Origin of the sequence: Thermobifida fusca YX (genome assembly GCF_000012405.1) — a bacterium.
GTDB classification, from domain to species: domain Bacteria; phylum Actinomycetota; class Actinomycetes; order Streptosporangiales; family Streptosporangiaceae; genus Thermobifida; species Thermobifida fusca.
In genome coordinates this window covers 107,681-123,434 of the sequence record NC_007333.1, presented here as the reverse complement: position 1 = coordinate 123,434, position 15,754 = coordinate 107,681, and the positions used below count along the sequence as shown (strand labels likewise).

Genomic DNA, 15,754 nt, shown 5'->3' with positions numbered 1-15,754 from the left:
GCATCGACTACACCAGGCCTGCGCGGCGCAGCGCTTCCGCCATCGCCCCCATGGGCTGCTGCTCGCCGCGGCCGCCGCGCTGCCGCCGCTGGTCCCCGCGCCGCGGCGCACCCCGCTCCCGGCGCTCCCCGCCGGAGCGGTTGTTCTCCCCACTGCGCTGGTCCACTTCATCGTCCAAGCGGAGAGTCAGCGAGATCCGCTTGCGACGCACATCCACGTCCAGCACTTTGACGCGCACGATGTCGCCGGGCTTGACCACGTCCCGCGGGTCTTTGACGAAACTCTTCGACATCGCTGAGACGTGCACCAGGCCGTCGTGGTGCACTCCCACGTCCACGAACGCGCCGAACGCCGCCACGTTGGTGACCACGCCCTCCAGCACCATGCCCGGTTCCAGGTCGGTGATGTCCTCCACCCCGTCCCGGAATGCTGCGGTCTGGAACTCGGGGCGCGGGTCCCGGCCCGGTTTCTCCAACTCCGCGAGGATGTCGGTCACCGTGGGCAGACCGAACCGCTCGTCCACGAAGTCGTCGGGGCGTAGCGAGCGCAGCGTGTCCGTGTCGCCGATGAGCGCCCGGATATCCCGGCCGGTCGCCTCGAGGATGCGCCGCACCACCGGATACGCCTCCGGGTGGACGCTTGAAGAGTCCAACGGGTCGTCCCCGTCAGGAATCCGCAGGAAACCCGCGCACTGTTCGAACGCTTTCGGTCCCAACCGCGGCACTTCCCGCAGTTGGGCACGGGTACGGAACGGCCCGTTGGCGTCACGGTAGGCGACGATGTTCTGGGCCAGGCTCGCCGTGATACCGGAAACGCGGCTGAGCAGCGGTACCGACGCGGTGTTCACGTCCACGCCGACCGCGTTCACGCAGTCTTCCACGACCGCGTCCAAGGAGCGGGACAGTTTCACCTCGGACACGTCGTGCTGGTATTGGCCGACCCCGATTGACTTGGGGTCGATTTTAACCAGCTCGGCGAGCGGGTCCTGGAGTCGTCGTGCAATAGAGACAGCGCCGCGCAGCGACACGTCCAAGTCAGGAAGCTCCTGGGAAGCGTAGGCGGACGCCGAATACACCGACGCCCCGGCCTCCGACACCATCACCTTGGTGAGCTTCAGCTCCGGGTGGCGTTTGATCAGGTCAGCGGCGAGACGGTCGGTTTCGCGGGACGCGGTTCCGTTACCGATCGCGACCAGTTCCACCCGGTGCTTCTGGGCGAGCGCCGCCAGGACGGCGATGGACTCGTCCCAGCGCTTCTGCGGTTCGTGCGGGTAGATCGTCGCGGTGTCCACCACTTTGCCGGTGCCGTCCACGACAGCGACCTTCACCCCGGTGCGCAGGCCCGGGTCGAGACCGATGGTGGGCCGGGTGCCGGCGGGCGCGGCCAGCAGCAGGTCGCGCAGGTTGGCGGCGAACACCCGGACTGCTTCGTCTTCGGCTTCCTGCCAGAGGCGGGAGCGCAGGTCGATGTCGAGACGGACGAGGATGCGGGTGCGCCACGCCCAGCGGACCGTGTCCAACAGCCAGCGGTCCCCGGGACGGCCCTGGTCGGCGATACCGAAGTGCTGGGCGATGCGGACCTCGTAGCTGCTGCGGGCTCTCGGGTCTTCTGCCGGTTCTTCCGGTTCCAGGGTGAGGTCGAGGACTTCTTCCTTCTCACCGCGGAACAGAGCCAGGACCCGGTGGGAGGGCAGGGTGGTGAACGCTTCGGCGAAGTCGAAGTAGTCGGCGAACTTCACGCCGACTTCTTCCTTGCCTTCCCGCACCCGCGAGACGAGACGGCCCCGCTGCCACATGCGTTCCCGCAGTTCACCGATGAGGTCGGCGTCTTCGGTGAACCGTTCCACCAGGATGGCGCGGGCGCCTTCCAGTGCGGCAGCCGTGTCCGCGACCCCCTTGTCCGCATCAACGTAGGCGGCGGCCTGGTCGTGCGGGTCGCGGGAGGGGTCGTTGAGCAGCGCGTCCGCCAAGGGCTCCAGTCCGGCTTCGCGCGCGATCTGCGCCTTGGTGCGGCGCTTCGGCTTGTAGGGGAGGTAGATGTCTTCCAGGCGTGCCTTGGAGTCGGCGGCCATGATCGCGGCTTCGAGTTCGGGCGTGAGTTTGCCCTGCGCCTTGATCGACTCCAGGATGACGGTGCGGCGTTCCTCCAGTTCCCGCAGGTAGCGCAGCCGCTCTTCGATCGCCCGCAACTGGGCGTCGTCGAGCATCTCCGTGACTTCTTTGCGGTAGCGGGCGATGAACGGCACGGTTGCGCCGTCGTCAAGCAGTTCGACTGCGGCCCGTACCTGCCGTTCGCGTACCCCGAGCTCCTCGGCGATCCGCTGGTGAATGGACGTCGTCACAATCTGATCCGCTTTCTCCCTGAGGGTGGGACAGGAGCATTGTGCCGCCTGTCCATGCCCGCCGCGGCCGGGGTGGTGTGAAGGTCGAGTGGGCTGGTCGGCGCGCAGACGGGCACACCCCCGTGCCAGGACACGGCACGGGGGTGGATCAGAAGATACCTGTTGGTGTTCAGTTGACGCTTTGCGTGCGACTCTTTTTGATCATGATGAGTCCGGAGATGATCCGGTAGAGGCCGTAGACGGCCGGCCCCCAGGCGACGACGTAGATGCCGCCGGAGAACGACTGCAGGGCGTTCACGTAGGTGATCAGGGTGATGAGAACGCCGGCCAGCAGCCAGAGCGCGCCGAAGATGACCGCCCGTTCACCCCGGACCTTCAAGTCATGCCGCAGGGCCTCGGGGCGCGGAACGTACGGGGGCGGCTCAGCGGAAGGGGAAAGTGCAGCGTCCGTGTGCTCTGCGTTGGGCACGGGTTCTGGCTGGGGGCGGTTTGAGGAGTGCGGCTCGGGGGTGTGCTGTTCAGCCATGGGTGTGGTGCCGGTGGTGGTTCAGCGGATAGGGCGGTTGCGGGAGCGCACTTCGTGGATGATGCGGTCCATGAAGCTGTCGCGGCCGTCGGTGAGGATGAGGGGCACGTCGAACGACGTGGTGTCTCCCAGCCACACCTTGTAACCGAGGATCTTGCCTTTGGTTCCGGTGGCGCGGTTGCCGTAGATGGTGGTCAGGTGGCTGATTTCCTCCCACGCCGCAGGCTGCAGCCGTTTTCCTGCCGCGTAGATGATTCCGCCTTCGTACAGGTAGTGCGAGCGGGGGGCGACGATGAGGCCGCGCAGCCCGGCGGCAGCGGCCCAGACAGCCACGAAGAGGAAGAACAGGGCGAAGAACCGCAGTACAGAGCGGAGCAGGGAGAACGAGAAGGGGTCGTCCTCTGGGGCAAGGTAGGCCACGAGGACCATGAGCAGCAGTGAGCCGACCGCGATCGCACAGCCGCCAAGCGCTTTTTCTGCCCGGGTACCGTCGGAGCGCATGTCGATGAGGGCACCGAAACCGCGTTGGGCTGCGAGCTGGGTGACGGGCTCCGGAATGTTTCCTGAAGTGCTGCCCTGGCCGTCGGAGGGCTGGGGTGAAGGGCTCTCAGAAGGAAAGGGTCCGTTGGTCATGGGGATGCCTTTAGTGCTTGTCTGTCAGACAGCGCTCTGTGGCCTATCCGGGGTCTTCCGGATCAGGAACCGCGCGTTCCACTGCCCGGCTTGGTAGCGCCGGGCAGGACCTGAGGGCTGGTCCAGGTAGAGATCGGGCTCACCGTGAAAGCCGCAATGGTTCACGGTGAGCCTTAGGCAGCATCTCTCGCCGGACAGCCATCGGCTGCGGCTGGGTAAATAACCCTATACCCGAGTTTTCTCATAAATCCCGCACCATAGGGAACGTTGCTTTTCTGTGACACAAATTCCTTCCTGGAGCAATATCTATGCGACTGAGGAAATGGTCCTCTTCGCCGTTCTTTCCCCGGATCTGACATTCTGCGACGCGCGATCCCTCCTGCACACACCGTCACAGACAAGCCGTTGGCCGACGCGCAGAAAATCGCGTTGACCAGCGGATACATCATGGAGTCCTGCTGCTTGCCCGACAGCAACAGAGAAGGGAAAACCTGAATTTCCTTCATTTTTCTCACCGCACATCCCGGAGGACTATGCGGCGTTCTGATAGCCGAGAAGAAAGAGGGAGCAGCGAGGCGAATGTGATGGGATCATCGGAACACAGTTGTTATTCATGAACACCAGAAATCGAATGGCGTTCAACCGTTGCCCCGCACCAAAAACGCGGCACTCCGCATAAGGCTTCAACCGGTGCCCCGGTAGTTCATGCGCGCCGTCCCCTGAACCAGCCGTGCCCCTGACGGCAGCGGCCTCCAGCAGGCCCCTGCCGCTCCTCCGGCACCCGCCCGCCCCAGTGTCCCTGTCCCCTGCGACAGCACCGTCCACCCGCCACGTGTTGCCGCGATCCCCACCGAAGGGAAGCTTGACCAGGCATGCTGAGTTATGCCACGTGGGACCCTATCCGGGGGTTCTGGGGCGTCGGAGGAGGTGGGATGGTGACCGCAGGGGATGGCGACGGCTGGGTGATCCTGGCCGACGGTTCACGGCGGTGGGGACTGTACGGGGCTTCCGGACTGCTGTTGTACAGCGTGGACGAGTCCGGAACCGGCCACGTGCTGCTGCAGCACCGTGCCCCATGGACTCACCAGGGCGGCACCTGGGGGCTGCCCGGCGGTGCCCGCAACAGCGGCGAGTCCTCTGTTTCCGCTGCGATCCGCGAATTCGTCGAAGAGGTGGACGGCGACCTGGGCACGCTGTCTCTGCTCGGCATCCACCGGCAAGACCACCAGGTCTGGGTGTTCGACACCGTGCTGGCCAGTGTGCCGGAACGGCGGCCGTTCACTCCCGGCAACCCGGAGAGCGAGAGCATCCGCTGGATTCCGGTCCCCGACGTGCCGTCGATGCCGCTGCTGCCCGCGTTCGGGAAGGTCTGGCCGGAGGTGGCGGCCGCGCTCTCTGAACAGCTCCTGCTGATCGTGGACACCACGGTGGTGCCGCAGTCCATCACCCCCGGCGCACTGTGCCACCGGTTGACTGAGCTGGCGCAGGTCGGAGTTACGGACGACATGCTTCCCCCCGATGTGCCCCTCACCCCGCTGCACCGGCGTTTTCCCAGCGTGCTGCTCCTCGTGGACGCCCACAGCCGAGCCGCCCTGCCTGCCCCCGTCCACGGGGTCGACGTAGTCCAGGTGTCGGACGGCAGTGCCGCCGCAATAGCGCAGCTCGTCTCCGAGCGCCTGCCGCAGACCCGCATCGTCGTCGCCACCGACCATCCGGACACGCGGGCACAGGCCGCGGCCCTAGGCGTCCACACGGCCCCCGTGTCGTGGGCGTACGAGCTTGCCCAGCGGGAAGAGTCCAGCCCGGTCGAACGCGGCTCCTCAGTAACGTAGAGTCCCTTCGCTGACTGTGACCGCTGTTCCCCCGATGAGGACCCGGTCGGGGGCATCGGCGGGAAGCTCCACGACCAGGCGGCCGCCCCGGGCTGAGCACTGCACGGCGTCCAGCCGGGTGCGGCCCAGCCGCTGGGCCCAGTACGGGCCGAGCGCGGTGTGGGCGCTCCCCGTCACCGGGTCTTCCGGAATCCCGATCGCGGGAGCGAAGAGCCGGGACACGAAATCGTAGGGCTGCCCGGGGTCGGCGGGCGCGGTGACGGTCACCCCGCGCACCGTGCACCGGGCGACCTCGGCCAGGTCGGGGGCAAGGGCGCGCACGGTCGCTTCGTCCGGATAGACCACGAAATAGTCGTTGACGTCGCTGAACCCCGCCCACACCGGTTCGCCGCCGAGCGCGGCCACAAGCCCGTCAGGAACGTCCTTCGCGTACGGCGGGTTGGCAGGGAAGTCGAGCCACAGCAGGCCGTCGCGCGCGGTGACGGTGAGCACCCCGCTGCGGCTGGCGAATCGGAACGGCCCCTCGGCCCCGCCTGCTGCGAGCACGTGGGCGGCGGCGAGGGTGGCGTGCCCGCACAGGTCCACTTCAGTGGTTGGGGTGAACCAGCGCAGTTCGTAGTCGGCGTCCGCCCCGGCAAGGGGCCGGACGAACGCGGTTTCGGACAGGTTGAATTCGGCAGCCACCCGCTGGGCCCAGGCGTCGTCGTAAGGGCTGTCGAGGACGAGCACGGCCGCGGGGTTGCCGTGGAACGGCTGGTCGGTGAAAGCGTCCACCACGTGGAAACGGTTCATGCGCCTTAAGCGTAGGAGTACGGCAGGACAGTGGACGAGACTCCCGCGGCACCGGTTTTCCGGGCACTTTCTGCCCGGCTGGTTCGTTGAGTAAGCGGAACCGGGTGGGGCTCGGGGATTCCCCTTTTCCCTGCTGGCGCAGCGTCAGGGAGAAGTCAGGGTCGATTCCCGATGGAGCTCGGGCCTGTTGTGGGGCATGGTGGAAACGAGAACAGCCGGGCCGTACCGTCCGGAACGTTCACTAACGGACTTGGAGCAGATATGACGCTGGAGCGCGGAAACGCTTTCACCCCCGTCGCCTCGGCGACACTGATCTGGCCCTGGCGCAGCTCCGTGGTCGCGGGCGGCGTGGCCGGAGTGCTCGCCTTGCTGACCAGTTTGAACGAGGGCGTGCTCAGCGCGTTGGGGAGCGGCATCGGGTCCGCGGCTTTCTTCTTCGCGCTGGTGGGCGGTGCGGTCGGAGCTCTGGGCAGCAAGGGGGACCGGCGGGCACGCCGCTACGCGGCCCAGTACCCGTGGCGGTTCGCCATGGTTCCTGCCCTGATCGGTGGCGCCGGCGCAGCCGTAGGCACTCTGCTGAGCAGCGGATTGATCCTGGGCATCTTGGGTGGCGCTGCGACCGCAGCGGTGCTCTGGGTCATCTTGGGGATCATCACCATGGTGGCGGGCAACAAGAAGTAGGCTGCTGCACAGTCCTTGACATATCGCAACGGTTGACTGAACCGCGACAAACTTCACCGCTCCGGGGAAGCACACCACCCCGGAGCGGTTTTTGGCCGCTGCCCAACAGGGAACGGAGCTGGGTCCATGGCGTCTGACGCACGGGGGCGCGCCGGGGGAGACGCCCGGAAGAAGATGATCGAACGGGTCCGCGGGCTGCTGCGCATGGCAGAGGACCCTTCGGTCACCGACGCGGAAAGCCAAGCGTTCACCGCGAAAGCCGCTGAGCTGATGACCCGCCACGCGATTGCGGAGGCGGAGGCGCGGGCGCAGCGCGGTGAAGGTGTTGAGGAGATCAGCAGGCTGGACTTCCCGGTTTCCGGTGTCGGCGGGCACGGCAAAGCCCGGGTGAAGGCGCTGGCAGCGATCGCGGCCGCGTACGGATGCCAGTCGGCGGTGCGCGGCAACACGTCAGCGAACACCGACCGCACGCTGATCATCATCGGAACAGTGAGTGCGTTGGATTCGCTGCGAGTGCTGCTGCCGTCGATCACCATGCAGATGGAGTCGTCGGCGCGGTTCGCGGCGCGGGAGCATGTGGCGAACCTGCGGGAGCTGCGCAACTACGACCGTTCCACTCTGGCCACGGAACGCAACCGCTTCTACCGGTCGTTCATCCGCGCCTACGGGACTGCGGTAGCGGAGCGTATCCGGGAGTTTCGGGCCCGGCTCGCCGAGGATGCCCAGGTGGGGAGTGGTGCGGGCGCGGCGGAGGACACGCCGAGCACGGGTGCGGAGCTGGTGTTGCGTACGGATGTGGACCGGGTGCGGGAGGAATTTGCCCGCCGTTTCCCGAAACTGCGGCCGACCCGGCCCGAGCGCACCTATCATCGGGCTGGGTACCGGGCAGGCTATCTGCGGGGCCGTAACGCACAGTTGGGTTTGGAGACCGCGGTAGGCAAAGGCGGCACCCACTCGTTGCCGGGGCAGGCGGCCGCGAACTAAAGCGGAGCGCGAGGCGGTTCCGCCGCGGTCCCCAGGTTTCCGCAGACCGGAAACGGCCATCCCCCACCCCTCAAAAGCTGTGGATAAACCTGTGGAAATCTGTGGATAACTTGGCCTGCCTGGACATGGTCAGTGGTGGCAGCCCCCAATTCCGGGAAAGTGGGGCCTTGACACCACGGCCGCTGCAGAGGGGGAGAGGATGCCCGGAACCGCGCTGCTCCACCAGTTCCGCCACCAGCGGATCGCGCTGCTCACCACGTATCTCAACAACGGCAAAACCCCCGTGCACACCCCGGTGAGCATCGCACTCGACGGTGACCGACTGCTGTTCCGGGTCGGCAAAGACTCCAGCACAGCCGCACGAATGACCGAGAATCCCCTCGTTGACCTGCGCACATGCACGTTCCGCGGGGAACCCACCGGTGCTCCGGTCCGCGGCCGGGTCCGACCACTCAGCGGTGAGGAAGCCCACCGCGCCGCGCGACTGCTGGCGCGCGGCCACCTGATCACCCGGCGGTGGATGCTGCCGCTGTCCTATCGGATGCTGCGCTACGAGCCCGTCCACTACGAGCTGCTCCCGGTCGGGGACGACGCTGGGGACAACCCTGTGGAAAAGGTGGCGGGCTAGCCCGACCTGCTGGCCCGCCACCCGCGTCTGCCCCCGGGTTTCGGACAGGGTGTCCCCACACTGGAGGCACCCTGTCCCCGCAGGAACGCGGACTACTTGATCAGACCCAGAGCGCGGACGGCTTCCCGCTCCTCCTCCAGCTCGCGCACCGACGCGTCGATCCGCTCGCGGGAGAACTCGTTGATCTCCAAGCCCTGGACGATCTCCCAGGAGCCGTTCCGGGACACCACGGGGAACGACGACACCAGGCCCTCCGGCACGCCGTAGGAGCCGTCGGACGGCAGCGCCACCGACGTCCAGTCGCCCTCCGGGGTACCGTTCACCCAGTCGTAGACGTGGTCGATCGCAGCGTTCGCCGCGGACGCAGCCGAGGAAGCGCCGCGGGCCTCGATGATCGCCGCACCACGCTTGGCCACGGTCGGGATGAACGTGTCGCGCAGCCACTCCTCGTCGTTGACGGCCTCCACCGCGCTGCGGCCGTTGACCTCGGCGTGGAAGATGTCCGGGTACTGGGTCGCGGAGTGGTTACCCCAGATCGTCAGCTTCTTGATGTCGCTCACCGACACGTTCAGCTTGGCGGCGAGCTGGGACAGCGCCCGGTTGTGGTCGAGCCGGGTCATCGCGGTGAACCGGTCCGCCGGGATGTCCGGGGCGTGCGCCTGCGCAATCAGCGCGTTCGTGTTCGCGGGGTTGCCCACGACGAGGACGCGCACGTCGTCAGCGGCACCGTCGTTGATGGCCGCACCCTGGGGACCGAAGATGCCGCCGTTGGCTTCCAGCAGGTCGCGGCGCTCCATCCCCTTCGTGCGCGGCCGGGCGCCGACCAGCAGGGCCACGTTCACGCCGTCGAACGCCTTGCGGGGGTCGTCGTAGATGTCGACCCCGGCGAGCAGCGGGAACGCGCAGTCGTCAAGCTCCATCGCGGTACCCTCGGCCGCCTTGATCGCCTGCGGGATCTCCAGCAGGCGGAGCCGAACGGGCGTGTCTACGCCGAGGAGCTGGCCCGAGGCGATCCGGAACAGCAGTGCGTAGCCGATCTGTCCGGCAGCGCCGGTGACGGTGACGTTGACTGGAGCCTTGGCCATGCTTGTCACTCCTGGTCCACTCGGAGGTTGTGCGGGAAGAGCGCTCGAGCCGGTCGCTTCGAACGCCACAACCCCGCCCGAAACGTGTGTTGCGACCAGTCTTCCAATGAGACGTTCCGAAGCGTGGACCACCCCCGGTTTGCGTTCCTGTGTCGTCTCAACCAGAACCGCGCACCGGGGTGGCTTCCGGATCGGACTGCGAACCGGTCTTCAGCTCTTTTCGCACGTCAACCGAGCACCAACGGTCCAATCAAGTGCTGGCGTCTTGGAGTCACCGGTCGGTGAGCTCGGTGAGGAAAGCACGCCACTCGGCCAGTGGGAAGGTGAGATACCCCAACTCGCGGTGCGCAGAATCCCGCACCGCAACAAACTCGGAAGTAACAGCGACTTCCACGCACTCTTGCGCGGTGACGCTGTAGCTGGACTTGCGGAAGGCAAGAGGTGCGGGATCGGGCGTGTGCACAGTTGTCCTATTCGGCGAGTTGGGCGAGGCGGGCGACAGTTGCTTCATGAGACAACGCTGTGGTGTGCAGGTGAGTGAAAAGGTCCTGGTATTCCGTAATCTCAGCGGTGTCCTCCAAGTAGTGGCCGCCAGCCCGGGTTTCCAGGTAGACGACGGGCCGGTCTGCCGGATCAGGGAATTCTAGGAGGACAAACGGTCCACTGACCCCCGCGTGCAAGCCAGCGGTGAAAGGCAGCAGTTGCAGGGTGACGTTGGCGTCGTTTGCGCGGTTGATGAGGTGGTGAATCTGCGCGCGCATGACGTCGGGACGATCGGGAGCCGCGGGACGGATGAGGGCAGCCTCGTCGATGACCGCGTGGAAGCGCGGCGGATTCTTCCTTGCAAAGAGTTGTTGACGCCGTACTCGGGAAGCGGCAATCCGCTCTACGTCCTCTGGCGGGTAGCGCATTGCTTGCGCGAGAGCAACGGCGTAGTCGAAAGTCTGGAGGAGACCAGGGATCGCGCCCAGTTGGTAGGTGGCAATGGAGGAGGCTTCAGCCTCCATTCCGACATAGTCGCCGAGCAGGCCACCGTAGGAGGCCCACCAGCCTTTAGTGCGGGATTGCCGGGTGAGGTCGAGGAGCGCTGCGCGCTGGTCAGGATCGTCGACCCCGTAGACGTTGAGTAGCAGTTCGACGTCGGTGACATAGGGACGGAGCCGTTTGCCGGTCTCGATGTTGGCGATTTTGGCTCTGCTCCACTCCAGTTTCTCCGCCACCTGCTCCAGGGTGAGCCCTCGGGCAAGGCGCAGCCGTCTCAACTCTTCTGATAGGCGACGCCGCCGGATCGTGGGGCTGTAGTCACCACTGGGTTCTCGCATGCATGCATGGTAGGCCTCGCGTAGTTTGAGGATCAATTCCTGATTCACAGTCCACGAATCTCATATTCATCTTTTATTTGTAAGATCAAAAAACTGTAAATCTCATTTTTAAATGAAAGACGAGAACTCTGATCGAAGTCCGCACACCTTCCTTGAGGGAGCGTGCGATGCGGCTTACTCTCGTCTTGTTTCCGCTGGTGACAGCGGTAACGATGTTTCTGATCCGGCCCCTTGTCTTTTGCCGCCTATCAGCAAAACTCAGCCACCCCTTCTCCCGTTATTGAAGAGTCTCCGGAAGTCCAGGAATCGCGCTCTCAGCCTGCCGTGCCGCTACCTTGCTCAAGAGCAGGCATCTCGTCCGTGTGCGCGGTGGCAGCTCCACTGTGGGCGCTAGGTTATGGCCCGGCCCAGGTCGTGATGCTCACTTGCCCGCCACCGACTCCTCCCTGACCTTGTCGTAGTTACACGGGAGGAGCGCTCGATTAGGTCGCGCCGAATCAAACGGCACCGCGCACCGGGGTGATTTTTGAGCTGGCCTGCGAACCGGTCTTCAGCTCTTTTCGCACGTCAACCGAGCACCAACGGTCCAATCAAGTGCTGGCGTCTTGGAGTCACCGGTCGGTGAGCTCGGTGAGGAAAGCACGCCACTCGGCCAGTGGGAAGGTGAGATACCCCAACTCGCGGTGCGCAGAATCCCGCACCGCAACAAACTCGGAAGTAACAGCGACTTCTACACAGTTCTGCGTGATCGACCCGCTGTAGCTGGACTTGCGGAAGGGTAGCCAGGGTGTCTCAGTCATGGCGTTTCTCGTTCAGGGACAGCCGGAGGGTGTGGATCAGGTCCCGTGAGTCTTCGGGGGACAGTGCCTGGTCCCGCAGGTACTCGTAGATGCGCTGGTAGCGGTCGATTTCCTCAGGTTTGTCCAGGTAAGATCTCTTCTGCCAGAGCTTCGAGGTAGACCACCGGCTGATTGGGCAGGGGAAAGTCCAGGATGACGAACTGCCCGGTCATCGCAGCGTGCGGTCCTCTGCTAAGCGGGAGGATACGGATGTCGGTGTGCGGGCGGTGACTGGCCTCCCACAGGTGGTCGAGCTGCCCGGCAAGCTCGGGGGTAATCCGAAGCAGGACAGATTCGTCGATGACGGTGTGGAAATCGGGCGGGCTGCTCTGGTTAAGGATCTGCTGTCGCAGCATGCGCGCCTGGACTCTCCGGTCGAGGCTGGCTGAGGAACCGATTTGTTCGCTATCGCGCATGAGCGCACGGGCATAGTCCTCGGTCTGCAGCAGTCCTGGGATGGCCGCTGATTCGAAGGTGCGGATCCGCGATGCCTCCGCTTCCAAACCGACGAATTCGCCCGTGCCAAGCACGTCGCTGTAGGAGGCCCACCAGCCCTTCTGCATGGCCTCCCGGACAAGCGTGAGATAGGTGGCGCGTTCGTCCGGGGCGGTGATCCCGTAGATGTCGAGCAGCACGGTGATGTCCTCGGCGCGCACCCGCTTCCAGACGCCGCTTTCCAACCGGTTCAGCTTGGACTCGGACCAGCCGCGCTCCCGCCCGGACCGCTCCTTGGCTTTCTCAGCCACCCACTTGGCCGTAAGCCCTCGCTTCTCGCGTGCTTCACGCAGCAGCGAGGAGAGGTGTCGGCGGCGAAGAGTGGGACTGATAGCCACGTCCGGTGTGCTCCTCGTGTCACAGCGAATCTGCTGATCAGATCCTAAGACGCCCCTCAGAGAACCAGACATTTCACTCAACTCCCAACATTTTTCTAAGTAGACATGTAGAAACAATTTCTGAGTGCAAAGATGAATCTTGCAAGTTATATTGGATGCAATGAGTCAGAGCAGAGGCTGCCAGTCCACCCCCTGTTCGAGAGGAGCGCGCTATGCGACTTGTTCGCGTCTTGCTTCCGCTGGTCACAGCGTTACCGCTGTTCGTGGCCCGGTCCTGGCCTTTTGCCAACCGCCGAGAAACCTCAGCCGCCTCTTCCCCCGCCGCTGAAGAGTCACCAGAAGTCCGGGAACCGCGCCCCCAGCCTGCTGTGCCGTTGCCCGCGGCAACCCTGACCTACGAACAGGCAACGGATTTCGTCCGTGTTGCGCGGCGGCATGCTCCGCTGTGGGCGCTAGGTTATGACCCGACCCAGGTCGTGATGTTCACTGCCCGCCACCGGCTCCTGCCTGACCTTGTCGTGGGGGCCAGCGACCTGGAAGCCCTGGACTTTACGCTGATCGAGTTCAGCCCGCCTGACTATGCCCGCGCCTATCTCTCCCGCGTCGAAAAGGCCTGCGCCTCGGCTGAGGAGGACACGTAATGGTCGAGCTGACGCCTGAGGAAGCCCAGATCCTCCGTGGCCTCGCCGAGGATCTGTTCTCAGCCAGCCAGCAGCGCACCTATTGGCTCGACCGGACCCGCCGCACCAGTCTGGATCTGCTGGCACGCATCACAAGCTGGCTCGACGACGCCTGCCCGGGCCGTCACCCCGTCCACCAAAGCACCTGTCTACGGCCCCAAGGCCACGACGGCGACTGCACTGACGCCTACGACCGCACCTGGACCGCTCCCGTCGTGCCCGCACCCCGCAGAGAAAGAGAAGACGAGTAGCGGCCGCCCTGTTCCCGCACTCCCCTGCTGGCCCGCCACGGCACCGAACAGCAGGGGACATCCCCCGTTGATCTCCTCCCGCGCCGGGTCTCTCTTCACCTCACCGCTGTCAGCCCTGCCCTGCGCTCTGCCCTCGCGGCAGCCCTGCTCCGTACTGTCGAGCCTTAGGCCAAGCGGAGCGGCATCACCAGGTAGCGGAAGTCCGGTTTTCCGCCTTCCTTCGCCGGGGTTCCAGTGATCACCGCCGGTCTGGTGGGGGCGACGAACCTGAGGAAGGCGCGCTCCGTCTCCACGTTGGTGAGCCCGTCGAGGAAGTACTGCGGGTTGAACGCGATACGCATCGGTTCGCCTTCGAAATTCACCTCCAAGGCTTCCAATGCTTGGGCGTCGTCACCGGAGCCTGCCTCCAGCACCACCTCAGAGGAGGTGAACGACAGCCGCACCGGGGTGCTGCGGTCCGCGACCAGCGCTACTCGTTTCACCGCTTCGGCCAGGGGTGCGACCGGAACGTCGGCTTGGGCGGCGAACTCGGTGGGGAACCGCGACTCGTAGGAGACGAAGTCGCTGTCGATCAGCCGCGTGGTGGTGCGTTTGCCGTCATGCTCGAAGCCGATCATGCCTTCGCCTGCGCCTCGGCTGTCGCTGGTGGACAGGGCGATGTCGACGTTGCCGCCCGTCAGGGACCGGCTGAAGTCGCCGAGGGTGCGGGCCGGGACCAGGGCGGATGTGTCAATGTCGACCTCTTCCGGTTTCCACCACATTTCCCGCACGGCAATGCGGTAGCGGTCGGTGGCGGCGAGCAGGATCGTGTCGCCTCGGAAGGTGAGGTGCACGCCGGTGAGCATGGGCAGCGTGTCGTCGCGGCTGGTCGACGGGAGCACCTGGCGTACCGCGGTGGCGAACACGTCCGCGGGAGCCGAGCCGATCGTGCGGGGCATGGCCGGCAGGGTCGGATAGTCCTCCAGCGGCAGAGTGAGCAGCGTGAACCGGGCATTGCCGCAGGTGAGAAGGGCTCGGGAGCCTTCCACGTGGAATTCCACGGGATGCGGGGGCAGGGTGCGGACGATTTCGGCGAGCAGACGGCCGGGGACGAGAACGCTGCCGGCTTCCTCAGCGTGGACGTCCACGGACGCTTGAGCGGAAACCTCGTAGTCGAACCCGGACAGCCGCAGGGTGTCGGAGGCGGTGTCGGCGACCTCCAGGCGCATTCCCGCGAGCACGGGAACAGCGGGGCGTGCGGGTAGTGCCCGTGCTGTCCAGGTGACAGCGTCCGCGAAGGCGTCGCGGTCTACTCGGAATTTCACTGGGGCCTCCCTGTACCGTCCGGCATTCCAGAGTCGGGTTGGGGAGGACCCTACCTGGCGGATATGACAAAACCCGAGAAGTTGTCCCCAGCCTGTGGACAAACTTGTGCCAGCATTTCCGCTGCTCACTGGGTGTCGCCGTGGAGCAGCACGGTGGCGGGATCAGGGCAGCACGGATCTCGGCGGCTGTGGCGTCCGTTCCCTTGTCGCGGCCGCCACCGGACGCATACCGAGGGTGTGCGCGGGGCGGCAGCTGGTGCTGCGGGGAGCCAGCTGTCCGATACGTTGACCGGCCGCCTTTCGCGCGTTTGAGGGCGGTGGGGCGGGGGCGGTCCGCTCGCCCTCGATGCCGCGGTCGACCACGCATCCACCTTCGTCGTCCCCGCACCTACCAGCGGGCCGCAGCGGAGAGGACCGGGGTAGACGTGCGTTTTCGCGCGTGCCCTGCCTGCTGGTTCAGCAGTGCACGCATCCGGGCGGCAGGGTGGTTTAGGGGTGGGGCCGCAGCATCCACGTGATCGTGGCCGTGCCGGTGGTGGAGCCGTTCTCGGCGCGCAGCGCCACGTCCACGGGGAATTCGGGTTGGCCCCCGGCTTCCAGTTCTGTGAGGGCTGTGCGCCACTCCTCTCCCAGCACGGCTTCAGCGACCACGGGGCCGGAGAACGGCTGGCGGTGGTCGACGCGGGCGTCCAAGGACACGGGGAGCGCGAGTTTGAGCCGGTCGCCAAGGGCGTTGAACACGGCTGCCCCCGACGTGGTCTCTGCGAGGACGATCAGCGCTCCAGCGTGCTGGTTTTGAGTGTGGTCGTAATGGTCAGGGTTGTCAGGGAGCCGCATCACCGCCCGCTCCTCTGCCAACTCCACGAACTCCACGCCGAGGATGCGGGCGAGCGGCATGGCCGCCATGATGGACGACTTAGCGAAATCAGCCTCACTGATGACCATGCCCGCAGATATTACTGATCAGTAAAAATCCTGGGTACCCCAATTAGTCCCGAATCGTCGCATTTGCCAGAACCAGCG

Annotated in this window: 18 protein-coding genes; 6 read left to right on the top strand and 12 right to left on the bottom strand. The window is 65.6% G+C overall.

Features of this window, described 5'->3' with window-relative positions; genetic code table 11:
• Nucleotides 1–7 precede the first annotated feature (7 nt).
• The 3 genes from TFU_RS00500 to TFU_RS00490 form a co-directional block, all read right to left on the bottom strand.
• The gene (locus TFU_RS00500) at nt 8–2,341 is read right to left on the bottom strand and encodes a Tex family protein (protein ID WP_011290547.1); all 2,334 of its coding nucleotides are present in this window, start codon (nt 2,339–2,341) and stop codon (nt 8–10) included.
• Between the two features lie 169 nt (nt 2,342–2,510).
• Nucleotides 2,511–2,867, bottom strand: coding sequence for a hypothetical protein (locus TFU_RS00495; RefSeq protein WP_011290546.1), 357 nt, complete (start codon nt 2,865–2,867; stop codon nt 2,511–2,513).
• A gap of 21 nt (nt 2,868–2,888) precedes the next feature.
• A complete protein-coding gene (locus TFU_RS00490) occupies nt 2,889–3,500 on the bottom strand; it encodes a hypothetical protein (protein WP_011290545.1) in 612 nt (203 codons plus the stop codon).
• 932 nt (nt 3,501–4,432) lie between these two features.
• Here TFU_RS00490 and TFU_RS00485 point away from each other — a divergent pair.
• Nucleotides 4,433–5,332 carry an NUDIX domain-containing protein gene (locus TFU_RS00485; protein ID WP_011290544.1) on the top strand — a complete coding sequence of 300 codons (900 nt, stop codon included), beginning with the start codon at nt 4,433–4,435 and terminating at the stop codon, nt 5,330–5,332.
• On the opposite strand, the gene TFU_RS00480 is transcribed toward TFU_RS00485, so the two are convergent.
• On the bottom strand, nt 5,321–6,124 hold the full coding sequence (locus TFU_RS00480; RefSeq protein WP_011290543.1) for a PhzF family phenazine biosynthesis protein: 804 nt from the start codon (nt 6,122–6,124) through the stop codon (nt 5,321–5,323). The two genes, TFU_RS00485 and TFU_RS00480, sit on opposite strands and share 12 nt — an antisense overlap.
• Nucleotides 6,125–6,385: 261 nt before the next feature.
• Here TFU_RS00480 and TFU_RS00475 point away from each other — a divergent pair, with 261 nt between their 5' ends.
• The 3 genes from TFU_RS00475 to TFU_RS00465 all read left to right on the top strand — a co-directional run bounded on the left by TFU_RS00475 (nt 6,386) and on the right by TFU_RS00465 (nt 8,417).
• Nucleotides 6,386–6,805 (top strand): hypothetical protein, encoded by a 420-nt coding sequence (locus TFU_RS00475; protein ID WP_016188002.1) that lies wholly within the window; start codon nt 6,386–6,388, stop codon nt 6,803–6,805.
• Between the two features lie 174 nt (nt 6,806–6,979).
• Nucleotides 6,980–7,789 (top strand): DUF2786 domain-containing protein, encoded by an 810-nt coding sequence (locus TFU_RS00470; protein ID WP_016188001.1) that lies wholly within the window; start codon nt 6,980–6,982, stop codon nt 7,787–7,789.
• 199 nt (nt 7,790–7,988) lie between these two features.
• On the top strand, nt 7,989–8,417 hold the full coding sequence (locus TFU_RS00465; protein WP_011290540.1) for a PPOX class F420-dependent oxidoreductase: 429 nt from the start codon (nt 7,989–7,991) through the stop codon (nt 8,415–8,417).
• A 92-nt stretch (nt 8,418–8,509) separates the two neighbouring features.
• Here the strand turns inward: TFU_RS00465 and TFU_RS00460 are convergent, their stop codons facing one another.
• The 6 genes from TFU_RS00460 to TFU_RS00440 all read right to left on the bottom strand — a co-directional run bounded on the left by TFU_RS00460 (nt 8,510) and on the right by TFU_RS00440 (nt 12,496).
• Nucleotides 8,510–9,502 (bottom strand): malate dehydrogenase, encoded by a 993-nt coding sequence (locus TFU_RS00460; RefSeq protein ID WP_011290539.1) that lies wholly within the window; start codon nt 9,500–9,502, stop codon nt 8,510–8,512.
• A 271-nt stretch (nt 9,503–9,773) separates the two neighbouring features.
• A complete protein-coding gene (locus TFU_RS00455) occupies nt 9,774–9,965 on the bottom strand; it encodes a DUF397 domain-containing protein (RefSeq protein ID WP_011290538.1) in 192 nt (63 codons plus the stop codon).
• 7 nt (nt 9,966–9,972) lie between these two features.
• On the bottom strand, nt 9,973–10,872 hold the full coding sequence (locus TFU_RS00450; protein WP_255266165.1) for a helix-turn-helix domain-containing protein: 900 nt from the start codon (nt 10,870–10,872) through the stop codon (nt 9,973–9,975).
• Between the two features lie 563 nt (nt 10,873–11,435).
• Nucleotides 11,436–11,624 carry a DUF397 domain-containing protein gene (locus tag TFU_RS00445; protein ID WP_041427538.1) on the bottom strand — a complete coding sequence of 63 codons (189 nt, stop codon included), beginning with the start codon at nt 11,622–11,624 and terminating at the stop codon, nt 11,436–11,438.
• Nucleotides 11,617–11,715 carry a hypothetical protein gene (locus tag TFU_RS16255; protein ID WP_394295459.1) on the bottom strand — a complete coding sequence of 33 codons (99 nt, stop codon included), beginning with the start codon at nt 11,713–11,715 and terminating at the stop codon, nt 11,617–11,619. Before TFU_RS16255 ends, TFU_RS00445 begins: the two co-directional genes overlap by 8 nt.
• 22 nt (nt 11,716–11,737) lie before the next feature.
• Nucleotides 11,738–12,496 carry a helix-turn-helix domain-containing protein gene (locus tag TFU_RS00440; protein ID WP_370492280.1) on the bottom strand — a complete coding sequence of 253 codons (759 nt, stop codon included), beginning with the start codon at nt 12,494–12,496 and terminating at the stop codon, nt 11,738–11,740.
• Nucleotides 12,497–12,708: 212 nt separating this feature from the next.
• Between TFU_RS00440 and TFU_RS00435 the strand changes: the two genes are divergently transcribed.
• Both TFU_RS00435 and TFU_RS00430 read left to right on the top strand, forming a co-directional pair.
• Nucleotides 12,709–13,137: a hypothetical protein gene (locus TFU_RS00435; protein ID WP_011290535.1), complete on the top strand. Its 429-nt coding sequence runs from the start codon at nt 12,709–12,711 to the stop codon at nt 13,135–13,137.
• Nucleotides 13,137–13,427: a hypothetical protein gene (locus tag TFU_RS00430; protein ID WP_011290534.1), complete on the top strand. Its 291-nt coding sequence runs from the start codon at nt 13,137–13,139 to the stop codon at nt 13,425–13,427. The genes TFU_RS00435 and TFU_RS00430 overlap by 1 nt, the downstream gene beginning before the upstream one ends.
• Before the next feature lie 164 nt (nt 13,428–13,591).
• On the opposite strand, the gene dnaN is transcribed toward TFU_RS00430, so the two are convergent.
• Both dnaN and TFU_RS00420 read right to left on the bottom strand, forming a co-directional pair.
• Complete coding sequence (gene dnaN / locus TFU_RS00425; RefSeq protein WP_011290533.1) at nt 13,592–14,731, bottom strand: DNA polymerase III subunit beta; 1,140 nt, start codon at nt 14,729–14,731, stop codon at nt 13,592–13,594.
• Nucleotides 14,732–15,220: 489 nt separating this feature from the next.
• Nucleotides 15,221–15,676, bottom strand: coding sequence for a PaaI family thioesterase (locus tag TFU_RS00420; protein WP_011290532.1), 456 nt, complete (start codon nt 15,674–15,676; stop codon nt 15,221–15,223).
• Between the last annotated feature and the right edge of the window lie 78 nt (nt 15,677–15,754).

Excerpts from the sequence above, each read along its gene's own strand:
- TFU_RS00480 (WP_011290543.1), bottom strand. The coding sequence starts at position 6,124 with ATGAACCGTTTCCACGTGGTGGACGCTTTCACCGACCAGCCGTTCCAC.
- TFU_RS00475 (WP_016188002.1), top strand. The coding sequence starts at position 6,386 with ATGACGCTGGAGCGCGGAAACGCTTTCACCCCCGTCGCCTCGGCGACA.
- TFU_RS00470 (WP_016188001.1), top strand. The coding sequence starts at position 6,980 with ATGATCGAACGGGTCCGCGGGCTGCTGCGCATGGCAGAGGACCCTTCG.
- TFU_RS00490 (WP_011290545.1), bottom strand. The coding sequence starts at position 3,500 with ATGACCAACGGACCCTTTCCTTCTGAGAGCCCTTCACCCCAGCCCTCC.
- TFU_RS00435 (WP_011290535.1), top strand. The coding sequence starts at position 12,709 with ATGCGACTTGTTCGCGTCTTGCTTCCGCTGGTCACAGCGTTACCGCTG.
- TFU_RS00430 (WP_011290534.1), top strand. The coding sequence starts at position 13,137 with ATGGTCGAGCTGACGCCTGAGGAAGCCCAGATCCTCCGTGGCCTCGCC.
- TFU_RS00495 (WP_011290546.1), bottom strand. The coding sequence starts at position 2,867 with ATGGCTGAACAGCACACCCCCGAGCCGCACTCCTCAAACCGCCCCCAG.
- TFU_RS00465 (WP_011290540.1), top strand. The coding sequence starts at position 7,989 with ATGCCCGGAACCGCGCTGCTCCACCAGTTCCGCCACCAGCGGATCGCG.
- TFU_RS00445 (WP_041427538.1), bottom strand. The coding sequence starts at position 11,624 with ATGACTGAGACACCCTGGCTACCCTTCCGCAAGTCCAGCTACAGCGGG.
- TFU_RS00420 (WP_011290532.1), bottom strand. The coding sequence starts at position 15,676 with ATGGTCATCAGTGAGGCTGATTTCGCTAAGTCGTCCATCATGGCGGCC.
- TFU_RS00485 (WP_011290544.1), top strand. The coding sequence starts at position 4,433 with ATGGTGACCGCAGGGGATGGCGACGGCTGGGTGATCCTGGCCGACGGT.
- TFU_RS00460 (WP_011290539.1), bottom strand. The coding sequence starts at position 9,502 with ATGGCCAAGGCTCCAGTCAACGTCACCGTCACCGGCGCTGCCGGACAG.